This window comes from Afifella aestuarii (assembly GCF_004023665.1).
Taxonomy (GTDB): Bacteria; Pseudomonadota; Alphaproteobacteria; order Rhizobiales; family Afifellaceae; genus Afifella; species Afifella aestuarii.
The window spans coordinates 243545-260244 of the sequence record NZ_SAUF01000005.1 but is presented as its reverse complement, the minus strand read 5'-3'; the positions used below and the strand labels follow the sequence as shown (position 1 = coordinate 260244).

Below are 16700 nucleotides of genomic sequence, written 5' to 3'. Positions count from 1 at the left end.
TTGAGCTTGCATTGCTTTCGGCGGCGCATCTTGTAAGGTTTGCGGAAAGAGTGCGCTCTTTTGGACCGTCTCTCCTGCCCAGCAACCATACACAAACGGCTTGACCTTCGTAGTCAACGACGGAAAATATGTCAACATGGCTGACGTAATTACGCCCTCACGCGAACGGATCGCGCCGATTTTTCCCAAAGAGCGCTATGACGACCTAATGTCTTTGCTCTTTTTCGCATATCGAGATTTTATTTCCGATCCGGACGCGATCCTCGCGCGCTATGACTTCGGCCGGGCGCATCACCGGGTGCTGCATTTCGTGACGTGCCACCCTGGTATGCGCGTGGCGGACCTCTTGGACATGCTGAAGATCACCAAGCAGAGCCTCGGCCGGGTTCTGAAGCAGCTCATCACGGGGGGGTACATCGAGCAGCAGCCAGGCGAGACCGATCGGCGGGAAAGGCTGCTCTTCGCCACCTCCGAAGGCGAGGCCCTGGCTGCCCGTTTGCGCGAACCACAATCTCGCCGAATCGAGAGAGCATTGGCTCGTCTCGGGCCCGATGCACGCGACACGGTCGCAGACTTTCTGCTCAATATGGTCAATGAAGCGGAACAGAGCGACGTGGCGCGACGGGTGTTTGAGGAAAGAACCAGCGCATGACCCTCGCCGAACAGGCGGTGCCGGCGGAACTGCCGGACGATGCTCCCCATCTCCTCGTCATCGATGACGACAACCGTATCCGCTCCCTCCTCTCCCGCTTCTTGAGGAATGGCGGTTACCGCGCGACCGTCGCGGCCTCGGCCGAAGAGGCACGACGCCATCTCTCGGCCATGACCTTTGATCTCCTCATCGTCGATGTGATGATGCCGGGCGAAAACGGCATGGATCTGGTGGCAAGTCTGCGCAAGACCGACGACGTGCCAATCCTGATGCTGACGGCGCGGTCGGAAGCCGAAAGCCGCGTGCGGGGTCTCGAGCTCGGCGCCGACGATTATCTCGCCAAACCCTTCGAGCCGCGCGAGCTCCTTCTGCGCATCAGCAATATCCTGAAACGCGGGAGCCCGCCTCCCGTGCGCGAAATCGAGTTCGTACGCTTTGGTCCCTTCACGTTTCATCTCGAGCGCGGTGAGCTGAAGCGCGGGCTGGAACCGATCCGTCTCACCGACCGCGAACGCGAATTGCTGACGGCCTTCTCCAGCCGTCCGGGCGAAACCGTGCCCCGCCACGAGCTGTTGTCCAGCTCCGATGCGAGCGGCGAGCGCACCGTCGACGTGCAGGTCAATCGATTGCGGCGCAAGATCGAAGCCGATCCCTCAAACCCGGTGCATCTGCAGACGGTTCGCGGCATCGGCTACCGGTTGATGGTCGACTGATTTCTGATGCCGCGAGCGCCGTTCCTTACACGTGCAGTCTCGGCCGTTTTCCCCGATCGCGGCACGCTTGCGCGCCTCAATCACCAAGGTCTGCGTCGCTCGCTCCGACGCTGGCGCCGGCGGCTCAAACGCATCCGGCCGTTCGGCGGGCTCGGCGATCGTCTCATGGGGCGCATGCCGAAGGGGCTCTTCGCCCGTTCCATTCTGATCGTCGTCACCCCGATCGTCATTCTCCAGGCGATCGTCGCCTATGTCTTCATGGAGAGGCACTGGCAGCTCGTCACCGAGCGCCTGTCGCAATCGCTCACCGGCGACATCGCCGCGCTCATCGCGGTGATCGAACGATATCCGCATGAGCCGGGCTATCTCGACGTCACACGGCTCGCTGCCGACACGTTTCAGCTGACCGTCTCCATTTTGCCTCCGGACCCCCTTCCCCCGCCCGTTCCAAAGCCCTTCTTCTCTCTCCTCGACCACACTTTGTCGGAGCAGATTACTGAGGTGATCGGCCGTCCGTTCTGGATCGACACGGTCGGCAATTCCGATCTCGTCGAGATCCGCATTCGGCTCGACGATGTCGTCCTGCGCGTCTTCGCGCCGCGCCGCCGCGCCTATGCCTCCAATTCGCACATCTTCCTCGTCTGGATGAGCGGCAGCGCCCTCATCCTGCTCGCGATCGCCCTGTTGTTCCTGCGCAACCAGATCAAGCCGATCGTCGCCCTCGCCTATGCGGCCGAAAGCTTCGGCAAAGGCCGCAACGTCGAGAACTTCAAACCCCGAGGAGCGCGGGAGGTTCGGCAGGCGAGCCAGGCGTTTCTCGACATGCGCGAGCGCATCGAACGCCAGATCGAGCAACGCACGACGATGCTGTCAGGCGTCAGCCATGATCTCAGGACCATCCTGACGCGGTTCCGCCTCGAACTCGCTCTCCTGCCGGAGGGCGAAGAGAGCCAGGCGATGCAGAATGACGTCGAAGAGATGAGCCGTATGCTCGAAGATTATCTGGCCTTCGCCAAGGGGGACGCGGGCGAAGAGACGGAAGCCGTCGTGCTGCCCGATCTCCTCGAAACCCTTGCCGAGCACGCACGGCGCAGCGGCGACACGGTCGTGCTGAACTTCTCAGGCGAGCCGGAGATCCACGTACGCCCGACCGCTCTTGCCCGTTGCATCTCCAACCTTCTCACAAACGCGGCAAAATTTGCCGACCGCATCGAGATCAGCGCTACCCACCGCGACGGGGTCCTCGAAATCACCATCGATGACGATGGGCCGGGGATCCGCGACGAAGATAAGGAAGCGGTGTTCCGCCCGTTCTACCGGCTGGATGATTCCCGCAATGTGGATGTCGGGGGAACAGGGCTTGGGCTTGCGATCGCGCGCGACATTGCCCGCAGCCATGGCGGAGACATTGTCCTGGAAGACAGCCGGCTCGGAGGACTGAGAGCTGTGGTGACTATTCCGGCGTAGCGGCCTTCAGAAAAGCCGCCCACCGACGGGCACGCCGAGGTTAGGCTCAATCAGCACGACCTCTCCGTCGGCATCAGGCACGCCGAGCGTCAGAACTTCCGAACGCATCGGACCGATCTGGCGCGGCGGGAAATTCACGACGGCAAGAACCTGCCGTCCGACGAGTTCGGCCAGTTCATAATGCTTGGTGATCTGCGCGGAGGATTTCTTCTGCCCGATCTCCTCGCCGAAATCGATGAGAAGCTTGTACGCGGGTTTGCGCGCTTCAGGAAACGGGGCCGCCTCGACGATACGCCCGACACGGATATCGACTTTCAAGAAATCGTCGAACGCGATCGTCTCGCTGACAGGATCACTCATACTCCGTCGGCTCCGGTAGCTCCGGCGGCCTGGGCGCCATCGGACGGTGCTGCCGCTTCGGACGCCGGCGCGCTCCGCCGCGCCGTGTGGCGGCGGCCTCCGGGCGGCCGCGGCAGGAAACGCGCCAGCCGGTCGAGCCGCATCACCGCCCGTTCGCCCTTGCGGAGCTCACGGTCGAGCGCCGACATCGTGCGCGCAAGGCCCGGGTCATCGTCGCTGAGCCACGTGCGCGTCACCCGGCTCCACAGGAAAGCCAGGCCCTGCGCCCGAACCAGCCCTCCCGGTCCGCCAGATGAAATACCGGCCGCCGTCATCATCCACGCCATCGACGTGACAAGGTGGCGGTTCAGCTCCGCGGCCAGAAGCGGGTCTCGCCTCGCCGAATGGGCAAGACCGGAAATGGCATGCTTATGCGGGCCCAAAGCTTCAAAGCGCGAGAACAGCACATCGAATAGCCTTTCGCGGCGGCTTTCGAATGCCATGTCCGGATCGAGATTGGAAAGAACGGCCCGATCGGTCCGCCGGCAAAAATCCCCGACGATGTCGCCCCGACCGTCGTAGGTTTCGCGCAATTGCTGCAAGGTCACGCCCGCCGCGTCGGCGATGTCGGCAAGCGTCACGTCATCCCAGTCGCGCTCGGCCACGAGGTCGAGCAAAGCGTCGATGATCTTGTCGCGGGTTTCGGCAGTGGCCATCGTGGTCAATTCCCTTCTGCCCTCAATATTGGCGAGGCGCTCTCTTAGATAGAGGCCGCTCTCATGGGGCAAGACCCCGCCATAATGCCGCAGGTCCCGCTCAGCCGAGTTCGATGGAACGCCGTTTGGCCGCGGCGACCGCCTCACGCATCAAATCGACCAGACCATGCTCGGCCATCAGCACATCGAGCGCCGCCTGGGTGGTGCCGCCCGGAGACGTCACGTTCCGGCGCAACTCCTCCGCAGCGAGAGGACTTCCGGCGAGAAGCGCCCCGCCTCCAACCACTGTCTGGCGCGCAAGCTGCATGGAAAGCTCTGCCGGCAGCCCGGCGGCTTCGCCGGCGGCCGCCATCGCCTCGACGAGATGGAAGACGTAAGCGGGCCCCGAGCCCGACACCGCCGTCACCGCATCGATCAGCCCTTCATCGTCGACCCAGGCGATCTTTCCGGTCGGACGCAACAGGGCATCGACCAGAGCGCGGTCCTGCTCGGTCACGGCATCGTTGCCGACCGCCACGGCCATGCCTTCCCCGACCTGCGCCGGGGTGTTGGGCATAATCCGCACGATGCGCGCGGAGGCCTCAAACCCCTTCGCCAATCGGTCGAGAGCGATGCCGGCGGCGACCGAGATAATCAATGTCTCTTTGCCTGCGTAGAGGGCCGCTTCCGGCAGGACGTTGTCCATCTGCTGCGGCTTGACGGCAAGGACCAGGACACGCGGTGCGCTTTCGGCCTCGTCAGCGCCGTTCGAAATGGTCACGCCGCGGGAGCCGAGCTCTTGCGCTCTCTCCGGAGACAGCCCCGGATCGCGGACGATCGTCCTTTCCGGCGGAAGCCCGGCGGAAAGCCACGCCTCCAACATCGCGCCGCCCATTCGCCCGGCTCCGATCAGGAGAACAGGCCCGGTCTCAGAAAGAGCCGCTTCGGCGGTCATCGTCTATGCTTCTCCGAGCGTCTCGAAAAGAACCGAACCGAGAGCCTCCTCGGGAGATTTCCCGGCCCAGATGACAAACTGGAAGGCCTGATAGTAGCGCTCGCAGGCCTCCACCGCTGCCGAGAGAATTCCCTCGAGCTGACCGGTGTTGACCTCGGCCCCGTCTGACAGAAGCAGTGCGCTCCGATACATGATGACGCCTTCGGCCTGCCAGAGATCGAAATGGCCGATCCACAATTGCTCGTTCACCAGCGCCAGCAGACGCATAATCTCGGTCTTGCGGCGCTCACTGACACGAAAATCGAAGGCGGCAGCAAGATGCATCGCCTCCAATTCTTCCATCCATGACAGAGAAATATTGTAGTCGCAGAAGCTGCCGGCGATCGAAACGGTAATTTCGTCCTCGCCGGACCGGTCAAAGCTCCAATCGTGGTAGGTGGCGATCTGCTCCACCAGGTCGACAAGATTTCCGGCGGCAGCGGTCTGAAAATCGAGCAGGCTCATAATTGGCCCTCGCATCTTGGGAGGTTGCAAGGCATCGGAAAGTGATGGGACGCGATGAGAATCAGCAGCTCCTTCAGTTCTTTAGCCTTAGGTGTGGGCGTGTCGATTTGATGACGCCACGAATCTCTTCCGTTTCCAAGTATAGGAACGAAGGCGTGCCGCAAAACCCGCAGCTCGGTCGAAGAGGGCTTTTCCACGACCGATCGCCCGACGCCGAACTCGACGCCGGGGCCGTTGTCGCGCGGAAGAGAAATGTCAGTCGGCGAGAGGCCCTTCCTCGTCGGCCGCAAGCCGTGCTTCATCGCCGGCAAGCCGCGCTTCGAGAGCAGCGACGCGCTGCTGCAAGGCTTCGTTCTCTGCGCGCGCCTTCAAAGCCATGTCACGAACGGTTTCGAACTCCTCGCGCTGGATGAGATCGAGCTCCGACATGATCCGCTCCAGCTGGGAGCGCATCGCCGTTTCGGCTTCGCGCCGCACCCCCTGGGCTACCCCCGTCGCATCCGTCATCAGCTTGGCGAATTCGTCCATGAGGCGATTGGAGGTTTGCGTCATCGGGATCCCTTTCCGGCATTGTGTGGCACTGACGCCAGGCGTTCCTTCGGTGGCGCTGCGGCATACAGAGGGTGAGATATAGGAGCTCAATGCCCTGCCGCAAGCGGAGAGACAAGGGCGTGGGGTCGCGGGAGAGTGAGCGCGGCAACCACAGCCCGCGCCCGGTTGACCCGCAGCGCCATTCTGGGCAAGGGTCCGGCGCGCTTTAAACAGAAGCATCGTGAACTCCCGTGGCCCTGCCGTATCCAAAGATCGATCCCATTGCCGTGGAGATCGGCCCGCTTGCCGTGCGCTGGTACGGCCTCGCCTACTTTGTCGGCATCCTTCTCGGCTGGTGGTACGCGAGGCGGCAGACGAATAATCCCCGCCTCTGGCAGGGAGATCGATCGCCTCTCACGGTCGCAGATCTCGACGATTTCGTCTTATGGATCACCGTCGGCATCATTTTCGGTGGGCGGCTCGGATATGCCCTCTTCTACCAGCCGGACCACTTCTTGAACGAGCCGCTCGCCTTCTTTCGGCTGTGGGAAGGTGGAATGTCGTTCCACGGCGGCCTGATCGGCACGATCGTGGCGATGATGGCGTTCTCCTGGAAACGCGGCCTTCCTTTGATGTCGCTTTTCGACGTCGTATCGACCGCCGTCCCCTTCGGCCTCTTTTTCGGCCGCCTCGCCAATTTCATCAACGGCGAGCTCTACGGGCGCCCGACGGACGTTCCCTGGGCAATGGTGTTTCCAGGCGGCGGCGGAGTCCCGAGACATCCAAGCCAGCTTTACGAAGCGGCTCTAGAGGGGATCCTGCTGTTCCTCATTCTGAGGCTCCTGACGCATCATTTCAGGAGCCTGCGCTATCCCGGCCTAACGAGCGGCGTTTTCCTCATCTTTTACGGAGCGTTTCGCATCTTCGTCGAGTTTTTCCGCCAGCCAGACCCGCAGCTCGGTTTCATCGCGGCGTTCCTCACAATGGGCATGATCTTGTCGCTTCCCATGATCCTGATCGGTGCCGGAGCAGTCATCTACGCATGGCGCCGGGGCCCACGGGCGACGGAGGACGGGGTGTGACGGGGACACTTTCAGACGCCCTGAAAGACATCATCCGCACCAACGGACCGATGACGCTTGCAAGCTGGATGGGCCATTGCCTCGGCCATCCCGAACACGGCTACTACGTCACCCGCGACCCGTTCGGCGCGAGCGGGGATTTCATCACGGCCCCGGAAGTCAGCCAGATGTTCGGAGAGATCATCGGGGCCTGGGTCATCGATCTCTGGCAACAGGCGGGCTGTCCGCAGCCCGTCAATCTCGTCGAGCTTGGGCCCGGCCGTGGCACGTTGATGAGCGACATCCTGCGGGTCGTGCGTCTCAAACCAAACTTCTGCAGCGAGTTGTCTGTGCATCTCGTCGAGACGAGCCCGGTCCTTGCGAAGGCACAGGAAACGGCGCTCGCATCCTTTGCCGGCCGCAAGGAGTGGCATGAAAGCCTTCAGACGCTGCCGCAAGGTCCGCTTTTTGTCGTCGCCAACGAGTTCTTCGATGCGCTGCCGATCCGTCAGTTCGTCTTCAGACGGGGCAGCTGGGAGGAGCGCATGCTCGGCCTTGATGCCGACGGCGAACTTACTTTCGGCTTCGGACCAGGGCGCCCGGAAAATGTCCCCTTCGAACCGCAGGATGGCGATGTCTGGGAAGAGCGGCCTGCAGCCGCGCCGATCGTGGCCGAGTTGGCGGAGCGTTTTGCAAGCGACGGCGGCGGCGCTCTCATCATCGACTACGGCCATGGCGAGCCGGGCTTCGGGGATACGCTCCAGGCCGTCGCCCGGCACGAATTCGCTGATCCGTTGAAACGGCCCGGCGAGGTCGATCTGACGGCGCATGTCGATTTTGCGGCGCTGTCCGACGCCGCGTTCGCGGCTGGAGCCGATGTCTACGGTCCCATGCACCAGGGCGAGTTTCTCTTGCATCTCGGGCTCGTCGAACGCGCAGGACGTCTCGGTTTCGGGCGCAGCGAAGAGGAGCAGGAGGCACTTCGCAATGAAGTGACTCGCCTCGCCGGCCCGGAGGAAATGGGAGAGCTCTTCAAGGTCCTGGCGATCGTCAAGCCAGGGCTCGTGCCGGCACCCTTTGCCAACTCCTAGATTTAGTCGTTGGCTCACGCTGAGCACCCTTGCGGTCGCCTGCAGCGGCGCCATCCTTGCTGGTGCAGATTCGCCTCATCCCGATAGGAAGGACAGATGATGCCGCTCTCCCGCTCTCTTCGTTCACTGCTCGCCGCGGGGCTCATCGCCGCCGGCGGAAGCGCGCTCGCTCAGGGCGCAGGACCGATCGAGGTCGGCGATCTCACGATCAGCCATGCGTGGACGCGGGCGACGCCGCCAGGCGCACCGTCGGCCGGCGGCTATCTCACCATCTCGAATGAGGGGTCGCAACCAGATCGGCTCGTCTCCGTCTCCGCTCCCTTCGCAAAAGAAAGCCTCGTCCATGCCATGAGCATGCAGGATGGCGTCATGAAAATGCGGGAGATGACCGAGGGGCTCGAGATCCAGCCGGGTGAGAGCGTGACGCTCGAGCCCGGCGGCAACCACGTGATGTTCATGGGCCTTGAGACCGCCTTGACCGCCGGAAACTCCGTGCCGGTGACGCTCACTTTCGAGCATGCGGGAAAAGTGGAGATCTCTTTGCCGACGGCCAAGATCGGAGCCACGCAGCCTCCTGAAGCTTCGGAGTAGGCGCGGGACACGCTGCGACCATGAATCTTCGGCAAATCCTGTTTGGCGCCTTTGCCTTGCTGATCGCCGCTTCGGCAGAGTCGGCGGCAGCGCTTGTCCAAAAGCCGGGTGAAGCCTCGGGCGGCACCGTGCGCGTTCATTCAGGATTCGCGCGGGCAACGGCGGGACAGGCGCTGGAAACCGCGGCCTACCTCGTCATCACCAACACCGGCCTGCAGCCGGAGCGCCTTCTTTATGTGGAAACGCCTTTTGCCGATCGGGGCGAGCTGCGGCAGACGCGCTTCAATGAAGACGGTGCCCTCGAGACACGCCGGATCAGAAGCATCAGCATTCCGCCCGGCCGCACGATCAGGCTCAGGCCGGGCGGCGATCATCTCGTCTTCTGCGGACTTGCGAAGCCTCTCGCACAACATGGACGAATCCCGGTCACGCTCACTTTCGCCAAAGCGGGCCGCATCGAACTCTCGTTGCCCGTGGCGGCAGCGGGTGCAAGGCAACCGCCGAGCTGAAGACAATGGGAGACAACGACACGGGTTCGACAGTCTCATTATTTCGTTGTGGGCGATGCTCCCGCATGATCCGATCTTGCCCATCCATTCCACGATTTTGAGAGAAGAATGTCTCCGACACCGATCCAGTCTGATGCCCTCGCCTTCCCAAATATCCGTCACGCCTTCTTCACGCGGGAGGGCGGCGTCTCGGAGGGCATCTATGCGAGCCTCAACACCGGGCTCGGCTCCTCAGATGATCGTCTGCATATCCTGGAAAATCGCGCGCGGGCCTGCCGCCATCTGGCGGTCGCGCCGGAGCTCCTCGCCACGCCCCATCAGATCCACAGCAGCGATGCGACCGTGGTCCACGAGGTCTGGGCACCCGGTGAAGGACCGCGTTGCGATGCGCTGGTGACGGACCGGCGCGGGATCCTTCTCGGCATCGGCACCGCCGATTGCGGACCCGTTCTTTTCGCCGACGCGAAGGCCGGCGTGATCGGCGCGGCGCACGCCGGATGGAAGGGTGCGTTTTCCGGCGTTCTCGAAGCCACCATCGACGCAATGGCGCAACTCGGCGCCGAGCAATCCTCGATCGTCGCCGTTTTGGGGCCCACCATCTCTGGCAAGAACTACGAGGTCGGCGAGGATTTTGTGGACCGCTTTCTCTCCGCGGACGGCGAGAACGAGAGATTCTTCTCGGCATCCGAGCGGGCCGGCCATTCGATGTTCGATCTTCCCGCTTATATTTTGAAGCGCCTGCAGGAGGCGGGCATCGAGGCTCAAAACCTCGATCTTTGCACCTATGCGGATGAAGACCGCTTCTTTTCCTATCGTCGTGCGACCCATCGCGGCGAAACGGATTATGGACGCCTGCTCTCAGCAATTGTCCTGGCATAGGCAAAAAGCACGAGGTGCGTCTGTCTGCCATGCATAGACGCAGGGGACGGGCGGCGTTAGCTGGTGGACGTCGGCACGGTCAGCCGGTATGAGGCCCTTCTGAAAAGGCTCGATTATGCGACTGTCTCCGCTTCTGGCGTTTTTCGCGCTCATCCCTCTGGCCGCGTGCAACCCCGCCCTCAACACGGGCGGGCCGGGTGCTGCTGTGTCCAGTTCAGGCAAGGTGACGACAGACGCACGTGTTGCCTTCGCACCATTGACCGGACCACCCCAGAAAATCGCAGACGCACTTGCCGTCGAAGTGGCACGCGGCGCGACGAGTCGCGGGATCGCGCTGACCAACTTTCAGGACGCGACCGCCAATTACACGATGAAGGGTTATCTTTCGGCTGTCGCTGAAGATGACGGAACACTCGTCGTGTATGTCTGGGATGTGCTGTCGCCCGATTTGAAGCGCGTGCATCGGATTGCCGGAAAGATCATGATTGAGCGCAAGGCGAGCGATCCGTGGTCGGCCGTCGACGACAAGACGCTGGCGCTCGTCTCGCAGGAAACACTCGACAAACTGACATCCTGGCTTGCGTCCGGTTGATCAGCGCACACAGTTCGCTATACGCCAGCCTTGCCGCCGTGCAGGGCGACCGCGCCAAAAGGCGCTTCCTTTGCAGCTCGCCACTCCGGAGAGCCGCCTGAATGCTTGAGAGGGCTTCCAGCCGATGAAAATCGTCGCCGGCAATTCCAACCGGAGTCTTGCGCAGCAGATCAGTTCCTATCTCGATGTGGAACTGGCGAAATGTGCCGTAAGACGGTTCGCCGACCAAGAGATCTTCGTAGAGATCCAGGAAAACGTGCGCGGCGAAGACGTCTTCGCGATCCAGTCGACGAGCTTTCCCGCCAACGACAATCTGATGGAGCTGTTGATCATCATCGACGCGCTCCGACGGGCTTCGGCGCGGCGCATTACGGCGGTGATTCCCTATTACGGCTATGCCCGCCAGGACCGAAAGCCGGCGGCCCGCACGCCGATCTCCGCCAAACTCGTCGCCAATCTCATTACTGAAGCCGGCGCCGATCGCGTCCTCACGCTCGACCTGCACGCCGGCCAGATCCAGGGCTTCTTCGACATCCCGACGGACAATCTCTATGCGGCGCCTGTGTTCACGCGCGACGTGAAAGAGCATTACGAACTCGGCAATGTCATGGTTGTGTCGCCCGACGTCGGGGGTGTGGTGCGCGCACGCGCCATCGCCAAACGTATCGATGCGCCACTCGCCATCGTCGACAAACGCCGTGAGCGTCCGGGCGAATCGGAAGTGATGAACATCATCGGCGAAGTGGCCGGCCGCGACTGCCTTCTCGTCGACGACATCGTCGATTCCGGCGGCACGCTGTGCAACGCCGCCGACGCGTTGCTCGCCAAGGGCGCCACGTCCGTCACCGCCTATATCACACACGGCGTGCTTTCGGGCGGAGCCGTCGCCCGCATCACGGCCTCGCGCCTGAAAGAGCTCGTCATCACCGATTCCATTGAGCCGACGGCGGCCGTCACCAGCGCTCATAATGTGCGGGTGGTTTCGATCGCGGCCCTTCTCGGCGAGGCGATCTCGCGCACAGCCCTGGAAAAATCTGTCTCCAGTCTCTTCGACTAAGAGCCTGTCCTCCCAATAGGGATCAGATTTTCGAGCGCGGTTCTTCGGCCGCAAAGGGCTCTCATGTCTTGAAGCCGTCATAAGGCGTGCGAGATACGCCCCTCAATGGCCTTGAGGGGGAAAGACATGCGCGCGCTAGACGCCGGGGAGCAAATAACCGAAGGCTCTGCTTTTGAGGTCTTCAAGGTCTTTCTGGTGCGCGGCCTCACCTCGTTCGGCGGACCTGTCGCGCATCTCGGCTATTATCACGAGGCCTTCGTCAAGAAGCGCGGCTGGTTGAGCGACGCGGCTTATGCCGATTTGATTGCGCTTTGCCAGTTTCTCCCTGGCCCGGCCTCCAGCCAGGTCGGGATGGCGATCGGTCTGATGCGCGCGGGCTATCTCGGTATGCTGGCCGCCTTTGTCGGCTTCACGCTGCCCTCAGCCCTCCTCATGTACGGCTTCGCCGAAGCTTTCGGCTTTCTATCGCCACTCATCGGATCGGGCTGGATCGCCGGCCTCAAAGCTGCGGCCGTTGCCGTTGTGGCTCTTGCGCTCCTCGGCATGGCGAGGAAGCTGACGCCGGATCTCCGCCGCCTCACCATGGCGGCCGGGTGCGCAGCGCTCGTTCTTGGCATGCATACGCCGTGGACACAGCTTGGCGCCATTCTTATTGGCGCACTTCTCGGCCTCTTCGTCATTCCGAACAAAGCGGTGGAGACACGCGAAGCCGAAGCCGCCATCGACACAAAAGTCGGGCGGCGTCTCGGCGTTGCGGCTTTCGGCATCTTCGTCCTGCTGCTTTTCGTGGCGTTCATGCTGCGTGGAAGCCCGACCGGGATCGGCCTTGCGGCCCATTTTTATCACGCGGGCGCCCTCGTCTTCGGCGGCGGCCACGTCGTCCTGCCTCTTCTGGAGACCGAGGTCGTCGATCCGGGCCTCGTCTCTCGCGACGCGTTCCTCGCCGGGTATGGCGCCGCGCAGGCGCTGCCTGGACCGCTCTTTGCCTTCTCGGCCTATCTTGGATCGCTCGCGCAAACGCCTCTCGCCGGAGCCGTCGGTGGCCTCGTCGCCCTGTTGGCGATTTTCCTGCCGGGCGCGCTTCTCGTGGTCGCAGCACTCCCCTTCTGGCGCGAACTTCAACACGCGCCGGGCGCCCGTCGCGCTCTGGCCGGCGTGAACGCAGCCGTGGTCGGCATCCTCGCCGCCGCGCTTTACGATCCGGTCTTCACGGCGGGGGTGAACTCGCTCGACAGCTTTGCGGTCGCCACGAGCGCCTTTCTGGCCCTTCTTGTGCCGCGTGTGCCAGCATGGGCCGTTGTGATCGCGGCAGCCGGCGTGGGGGCCGTCATTCTCTGACCTCTCTGCACCCTCCCGCCTGCATTGCCTTTTCCACAGGCCTCGCCTATAAGCGCGCCCACGTGCCGGCACCCTTGGAGGCCGGGCGTACGAGGAGCCGCGCCATGCGGCTCTTTCTCTTCTTAAACCTAGGAGTGCACCAATGAGCCACACTTACGAGCTCACAGCTGAGGTGCGCGAACGGAGCGGCAAGGGGGCCGCACGTGCCGTGCGCCGCGAGGGTAAAGTCCCAGCCGTCATTTACGGCGACAAGAAGCCCGCCACACCGATCGCGCTGAACTACAAAGAACTGAATTTGAAGCTGCATGCCGGCGGCTTTCTCACCACCGTCGCAACCATCAACGTTGATGGCGACAAGGTGCGCGTGATCCCGAAGGATTATCAGCTCGATCCCGTTCGCGGCTTCCTGATGCATGTGGACTTTCTGCGCGTTTCGCGCGGCACGACGCTGACCCTGGAACTGCCGGTGCACTTCATCAACGAGGAAGAAGCTCCGGGCCTCACCCGCGGCGGCGTCCTCAATGTCGTGCGCCACACCGTCGAGGTGCATGTGCCGGCCGATCAGATTCCGGAAAATCTGGTGGCTGATCTCGCCGGCCTCGAAATCGGCGACAGCGTCCACATCTCCAACATCGCCCTGCCCGAGGGCGTGACGCCGACCATCACCGACCGCGACTTCACCGTCGCCACGATCGCCGCTCCGGCGTCGCTCGTCAGCGAAGAGAGTGAAGAAGAGGCCGAGGCTGAAGAGCCCGAGGTCGAAGGCGAAGGTGACGAGGAAGAGGAGACGGAGGAGTAATCCTCCCCCTCTCGACCAAGGGAGGTCGGACGATGCTGTTGATCGTCGGTCTCGGCAATCCTGGTCGCCGGTACGCTCATCATCGGCACAATATCGGCTTCATGGCGGTGGACGAAATCCACCGCCATCATCGTTTTTCGAACTGGCGCGCGCGTTTCCAGGGGGAAGCCGCCGAGGGTCAGATCGGCGACGAGAAGGTCGTTATCGTCAAACCGGCGACCTTTATGAACGAATCCGGCCGCTCGGCCGGAGACGCCATGCGCTTCTACAAGCTGAAGCCAGAAGACGTGCTCGTCATCCACGATGATTTGGATCTGGCGCCGGGCAAGCTTCGTCTCAAGACGGGCGGCGGCCATGGCGGTCACAACGGTCTCAAATCGCTCGACGCGCATATCGGAAAATCCTACCGCCGCATGCGCATCGGGATCGGCCATCCGGGCGCCAAGGAACTGGTCAACGCCCATGTCCTCCACGACTTCGCAAAGGAAGACGAAGCCTGGCGCGAGCCGCTCTTGCGCGCGATTGCGGAAAATGTCGGTCTTCTGGCAGAGGGCGATGAAGCCAATTTCATGAACCGCGTGCATCTGGCGAGCAACGGCTCGGCGCAACGTCCCGCCGAGGGGACGCCTCCGCCTCCGGCCCCAGCCAGTTCGCGCGCCTCGGGAGAAAACCGGTCTGGACCGCTTGCCGATGGGCTCAAAAGGCTCTTCCGGCGCGATTCCTAATCGCACCCTCCCCCTCACACCAACTTTCGAACAGGCATCGCCATGGGTTTCAAATGCGGCATCGTCGGGCTGCCCAACGTCGGCAAGTCCACCTTGTTCAACGCGCTCACCAAGACGGCCGCGGCGCAGGCTGCGAATTATCCCTTCTGCACGATCGAACCGAACACCGGTGAAGTCGCGGTCCCCGATCCGCGCCTCAAGCGCATTGCGGAGATCTCGAAATCCGCCCAAACGGTACCGACCCGCCTCACCTTCGTCGACATTGCCGGCCTCGTGCGCGGAGCCTCCAAGGGCGAGGGCCTCGGCAACCAGTTTCTCGCCAACATCCGCGAAGTCGATGCCATCGCGCATGTCTTGCGTTGCTTCGAAGACGGCGATGTCACCCATGTGGAGGGCCGCATCGATCCCGTAGCCGACGCGGAGACGGTCGAAACCGAACTGATGCTTGCCGATCTCGAAAGCCTTGAACGCCGTGTCGTGGCGATGCGCAAAAAGGCGACCGCCAAAGACAAGGAAGCGCTCGCCTTTCTGCCCGTGATGGAAAAGGCGCTCGAGGCCCTGCAGGAAGGCCGCATGGTGCGTACGATCCGCGCCGAACTTGCCGACGAGGATCGGGCGATCCTGCGCACGCTCGGGCTTTTGACGTCCAAGCCCGTCCTCTACGTCTGCAACGTGGCGGAAGACGAAGCCGCCACAGGCAACGCACATTCCGCTCGCGTCGCAGAACGTGCCGCCGCCGAAGGGGCCGCCTGCGTCGTCATCTCCGCCTCGATCGAAGCGGAAATCGCCCAGCTCGACGCTGAAGAACAGGCCGATTATCTTGCCGACCTCGGCCTTGAGGAGCCGGGCCTCGATCGGCTTATCCGTGCCGGCTACGAGCTTCTGGATCTGATCACCTTCTTCACGGCCGGGCCGAAGGAAGCGCGCGCCTGGACGATCCGGCGCGGCTCGCGAGCCCCACAGGCCGCAGGCACGATCCACTCCGATTTCGAACGCGGCTTCATTCGCGCGCAGACCATCAAATACGATGACTTCATCGAGCTCGGCGGAGAGACGGCCGCCAAGGAGGCGGGTCGGGCGCGCGACGAAGGCAAGGAATACGTCGTCGAAGACGGCGACGTGCTTCTGTTCAAGTTCAACGCCTGAACCTTTGGGCCTCAACCTTTGGGCCTGAACGTCTGGGCCTGAACGTCTGGGCACGAACGCCTCGACAGGAAATTTTGTCGACCCTAAGAATGGGGCATGTTGCATTTCGAGGATTTTCATCCCGGCCTTGAGCTGCCCCTTGCGCCCTATGCCGTGAGCCGCGAGGCGATCATCGCCTTTGCGGCGGAGTTCGATCCCCAGCCATTCCATCTCGACGAAGCCGCCGCGGCATCAAGCATGCTCGGGGGTCTCGCCGCGTCGGGCTGGCACAGCTCGGCGATGTTCATGCGCATGATGTATGATGGCTGGCTGAAAGACGCTGCCTCGATGGGCTCGTCCGGCATCGAGGAGGCGCGCTGGCTGAAGCCAGTGCGCCCCGGCGATCACCTCACCGGCGTCTCGCTCGTCCTCGAAAAGCGACCCTCCGCCAGCCGTCCGCATCTCGGCGTGGTGCGATTCGAACATCGGGTCGCCAACCAGAACGATCAGCTCGTCCTGACGATGACCAACCCCATCGCCTTCCGGCTCCGCGAGACGGCGGCATGAAGACGTTCGAAGCGATCCAGATCGGCGAGCGCATCGTGCTCGGCTCGTATCATTTCACGAGCGAGGAAATCGTCCGTTTCGCAGAAGCCTTCGATCCGCAGGATTTCCATCTCAGCGAAGAAGCTGCACAAAACGGGCCCTTCGGCCGCCTCGCCGCCTCCGGATGGCACACGGCCGCGATCTTCATGAAACTGTGGATCGCCTATTCCAAGGAAGAGGCCGAGCGCGGGGATGACTTCGATCCGCGCAATGCCGGTCCTTCCCCGGGATTTGAAGCCCTCAAATGGGTGCAGCCGGTGTTCGCCGGAGACACCCTCACCTACACGACCGAGGTCATCGACAAGAAGGAAAGCGCGTCGCGTCCGGAATGGGGGCTCGTCGTCATGCGCAATGAGGCCCACAAGCAAGACGGAGCGCTTGCCTATACCTTCATCGGCAAGGTCTTCGTACGGCGTGAGAGGCCCTCAGACGCGCGATAGACCTCAGGCGCCATCAATCCCTCCGATACTC

General features: G+C 62.8%; 21 protein-coding genes. 16 read left to right on the top strand and 5 right to left on the bottom strand.

Features of this window, described 5'->3' with window-relative positions; translation table 11 throughout:
- Positions 1 to 100: 100 nt before the first annotated feature.
- The 3 genes from EO094_RS15420 to EO094_RS15410 all read left to right on the top strand — a co-directional run bounded on the left by EO094_RS15420 (position 101) and on the right by EO094_RS15410 (position 2832).
- A complete protein-coding gene (locus EO094_RS15420) occupies positions 101 to 652 on the top strand; it encodes a MarR family winged helix-turn-helix transcriptional regulator (protein ID WP_246008559.1) in 552 nt (183 codons plus the stop codon).
- Positions 649 to 1365: a response regulator gene (locus EO094_RS15415; protein ID WP_128293807.1), complete on the top strand. Its 717-nt coding sequence runs from the start codon at positions 649 to 651 to the stop codon at positions 1363 to 1365. Before EO094_RS15420 ends, EO094_RS15415 begins: the two co-directional genes overlap by 4 nt.
- A gap of 90 nt (positions 1366 to 1455) precedes the next feature.
- Positions 1456 to 2832, top strand: coding sequence for a HAMP domain-containing sensor histidine kinase (locus tag EO094_RS15410; protein ID WP_425455920.1), 1377 nt, complete (start codon positions 1456 to 1458; stop codon positions 2830 to 2832).
- 6 nt (positions 2833 to 2838) lie between these two features.
- On the opposite strand, the gene EO094_RS15405 is transcribed toward EO094_RS15410, so the two are convergent.
- The 5 genes from EO094_RS15405 to EO094_RS15385 all read right to left on the bottom strand — a co-directional run bounded on the left by EO094_RS15405 (position 2839) and on the right by EO094_RS15385 (position 5877).
- On the bottom strand, positions 2839 to 3192 hold the full coding sequence (locus EO094_RS15405; protein ID WP_128293806.1) for a tRNA-binding protein: 354 nt from the start codon (positions 3190 to 3192) through the stop codon (positions 2839 to 2841).
- Positions 3189 to 3887, bottom strand: coding sequence for a TetR family transcriptional regulator (locus EO094_RS15400; RefSeq protein ID WP_128293805.1), 699 nt, complete (start codon positions 3885 to 3887; stop codon positions 3189 to 3191). The genes EO094_RS15405 and EO094_RS15400 overlap by 4 nt, the downstream gene beginning before the upstream one ends.
- A gap of 100 nt (positions 3888 to 3987) precedes the next feature.
- A complete protein-coding gene (proC, locus tag EO094_RS15395; RefSeq protein ID WP_128293804.1) occupies positions 3988 to 4821 on the bottom strand; it encodes a pyrroline-5-carboxylate reductase in 834 nt (277 codons plus the stop codon).
- A gap of 3 nt (positions 4822 to 4824) precedes the next feature.
- A complete protein-coding gene (locus EO094_RS15390) occupies positions 4825 to 5325 on the bottom strand; it encodes a type III secretion system chaperone family protein (RefSeq protein ID WP_092815220.1) in 501 nt (166 codons plus the stop codon).
- A gap of 255 nt (positions 5326 to 5580) precedes the next feature.
- Positions 5581 to 5877: an accessory factor UbiK family protein gene (locus EO094_RS15385; RefSeq protein ID WP_092815223.1), complete on the bottom strand. Its 297-nt coding sequence runs from the start codon at positions 5875 to 5877 to the stop codon at positions 5581 to 5583.
- A 230-nt stretch (positions 5878 to 6107) separates the two neighbouring features.
- Here EO094_RS15385 and lgt point away from each other — a divergent pair, with 230 nt between their 5' ends.
- From lgt to EO094_RS15320, 13 genes are all read left to right on the top strand, one after another.
- A complete protein-coding gene (gene lgt / locus EO094_RS15380; protein ID WP_128293803.1) occupies positions 6108 to 6938 on the top strand; it encodes a prolipoprotein diacylglyceryl transferase in 831 nt (276 codons plus the stop codon).
- Positions 6935 to 8008: a class I SAM-dependent methyltransferase gene (locus tag EO094_RS15375; protein ID WP_205649946.1), complete on the top strand. Its 1074-nt coding sequence runs from the start codon at positions 6935 to 6937 to the stop codon at positions 8006 to 8008. The genes lgt and EO094_RS15375 overlap by 4 nt, the downstream gene beginning before the upstream one ends.
- Positions 8009 to 8104: 96 nt before the next feature.
- Positions 8105 to 8599, top strand: coding sequence for a copper chaperone PCu(A)C (locus EO094_RS15370; protein WP_246008558.1), 495 nt, complete (start codon positions 8105 to 8107; stop codon positions 8597 to 8599).
- Between the two features lie 20 nt (positions 8600 to 8619).
- Entirely contained in the window at positions 8620 to 9108 is a 489-nt protein-coding gene (locus tag EO094_RS15365) for a copper chaperone PCu(A)C (RefSeq protein WP_128293801.1), read from the top strand.
- A gap of 108 nt (positions 9109 to 9216) precedes the next feature.
- A complete protein-coding gene (gene pgeF, locus EO094_RS15360; RefSeq protein WP_128293800.1) occupies positions 9217 to 9987 on the top strand; it encodes a peptidoglycan editing factor PgeF in 771 nt (256 codons plus the stop codon).
- A 115-nt stretch (positions 9988 to 10102) separates the two neighbouring features.
- Positions 10103 to 10579 carry a hypothetical protein gene (locus tag EO094_RS15355; protein ID WP_128293799.1) on the top strand — a complete coding sequence of 159 codons (477 nt, stop codon included), beginning with the start codon at positions 10103 to 10105 and terminating at the stop codon, positions 10577 to 10579.
- Between the two features lie 124 nt (positions 10580 to 10703).
- Positions 10704 to 11636 (top strand): ribose-phosphate pyrophosphokinase, encoded by a 933-nt coding sequence (locus EO094_RS15350; RefSeq protein ID WP_092815235.1) that lies wholly within the window; start codon positions 10704 to 10706, stop codon positions 11634 to 11636.
- A 126-nt stretch (positions 11637 to 11762) separates the two neighbouring features.
- A complete protein-coding gene (gene chrA, locus EO094_RS15345) occupies positions 11763 to 12974 on the top strand; it encodes a chromate efflux transporter (RefSeq protein ID WP_128293798.1) in 1212 nt (403 codons plus the stop codon).
- 142 nt (positions 12975 to 13116) lie between these two features.
- Positions 13117 to 13773 carry a 50S ribosomal protein L25/general stress protein Ctc gene (locus tag EO094_RS15340; protein ID WP_128293797.1) on the top strand — a complete coding sequence of 219 codons (657 nt, stop codon included), beginning with the start codon at positions 13117 to 13119 and terminating at the stop codon, positions 13771 to 13773.
- A gap of 32 nt (positions 13774 to 13805) precedes the next feature.
- Positions 13806 to 14498 (top strand): aminoacyl-tRNA hydrolase, encoded by a 693-nt coding sequence (pth, locus tag EO094_RS15335; protein ID WP_128293796.1) that lies wholly within the window; start codon positions 13806 to 13808, stop codon positions 14496 to 14498.
- A 42-nt stretch (positions 14499 to 14540) separates the two neighbouring features.
- Positions 14541 to 15644, top strand: coding sequence for a redox-regulated ATPase YchF (ychF, locus tag EO094_RS15330; RefSeq protein WP_128293795.1), 1104 nt, complete (start codon positions 14541 to 14543; stop codon positions 15642 to 15644).
- A 96-nt stretch (positions 15645 to 15740) separates the two neighbouring features.
- Complete coding sequence (locus EO094_RS15325; protein WP_128293794.1) at positions 15741 to 16190, top strand: MaoC family dehydratase; 450 nt, start codon at positions 15741 to 15743, stop codon at positions 16188 to 16190.
- Positions 16187 to 16669 (top strand): MaoC family dehydratase, encoded by a 483-nt coding sequence (locus EO094_RS15320; protein ID WP_128293793.1) that lies wholly within the window; start codon positions 16187 to 16189, stop codon positions 16667 to 16669. The genes EO094_RS15325 and EO094_RS15320 overlap by 4 nt, the downstream gene beginning before the upstream one ends.
- Positions 16670 to 16700: the final 31 nt, after the last annotated feature.

Bases quoted from the DNA above. Each gene is read 5' to 3' on its own strand.
- proC (WP_128293804.1), bottom strand. From the start codon at position 4,821: ATGACCGCCGAAGCGGCTCTTTCTGAGACCGGGCCTGTTCTCCTGATC.
- EO094_RS15390 (WP_092815220.1), bottom strand. From the start codon at position 5,325: ATGAGCCTGCTCGATTTTCAGACCGCTGCCGCCGGAAATCTTGTCGAC.
- EO094_RS15415 (WP_128293807.1), top strand. From the start codon at position 649: ATGACCCTCGCCGAACAGGCGGTGCCGGCGGAACTGCCGGACGATGCT.
- EO094_RS15405 (WP_128293806.1), bottom strand. From the start codon at position 3,192: ATGAGTGATCCTGTCAGCGAGACGATCGCGTTCGACGATTTCTTGAAA.
- EO094_RS15355 (WP_128293799.1), top strand. From the start codon at position 10,103: ATGCGACTGTCTCCGCTTCTGGCGTTTTTCGCGCTCATCCCTCTGGCC.
- EO094_RS15325 (WP_128293794.1), top strand. From the start codon at position 15,741: ATGTTGCATTTCGAGGATTTTCATCCCGGCCTTGAGCTGCCCCTTGCG.
- pth (WP_128293796.1), top strand. From the start codon at position 13,806: ATGCTGTTGATCGTCGGTCTCGGCAATCCTGGTCGCCGGTACGCTCAT.
- EO094_RS15350 (WP_092815235.1), top strand. From the start codon at position 10,704: ATGAAAATCGTCGCCGGCAATTCCAACCGGAGTCTTGCGCAGCAGATC.
- ychF (WP_128293795.1), top strand. From the start codon at position 14,541: ATGGGTTTCAAATGCGGCATCGTCGGGCTGCCCAACGTCGGCAAGTCC.
- EO094_RS15400 (WP_128293805.1), bottom strand. From the start codon at position 3,887: ATGGCCACTGCCGAAACCCGCGACAAGATCATCGACGCTTTGCTCGAC.
- EO094_RS15320 (WP_128293793.1), top strand. From the start codon at position 16,187: ATGAAGACGTTCGAAGCGATCCAGATCGGCGAGCGCATCGTGCTCGGC.
- EO094_RS15340 (WP_128293797.1), top strand. From the start codon at position 13,117: ATGAGCCACACTTACGAGCTCACAGCTGAGGTGCGCGAACGGAGCGGC.
- EO094_RS15370 (WP_246008558.1), top strand. From the start codon at position 8,105: ATGATGCCGCTCTCCCGCTCTCTTCGTTCACTGCTCGCCGCGGGGCTC.
- pgeF (WP_128293800.1), top strand. From the start codon at position 9,217: ATGTCTCCGACACCGATCCAGTCTGATGCCCTCGCCTTCCCAAATATC.
- EO094_RS15385 (WP_092815223.1), bottom strand. From the start codon at position 5,877: ATGACGCAAACCTCCAATCGCCTCATGGACGAATTCGCCAAGCTGATG.
- chrA (WP_128293798.1), top strand. From the start codon at position 11,763: ATGCGCGCGCTAGACGCCGGGGAGCAAATAACCGAAGGCTCTGCTTTT.
- EO094_RS15365 (WP_128293801.1), top strand. From the start codon at position 8,620: ATGAATCTTCGGCAAATCCTGTTTGGCGCCTTTGCCTTGCTGATCGCC.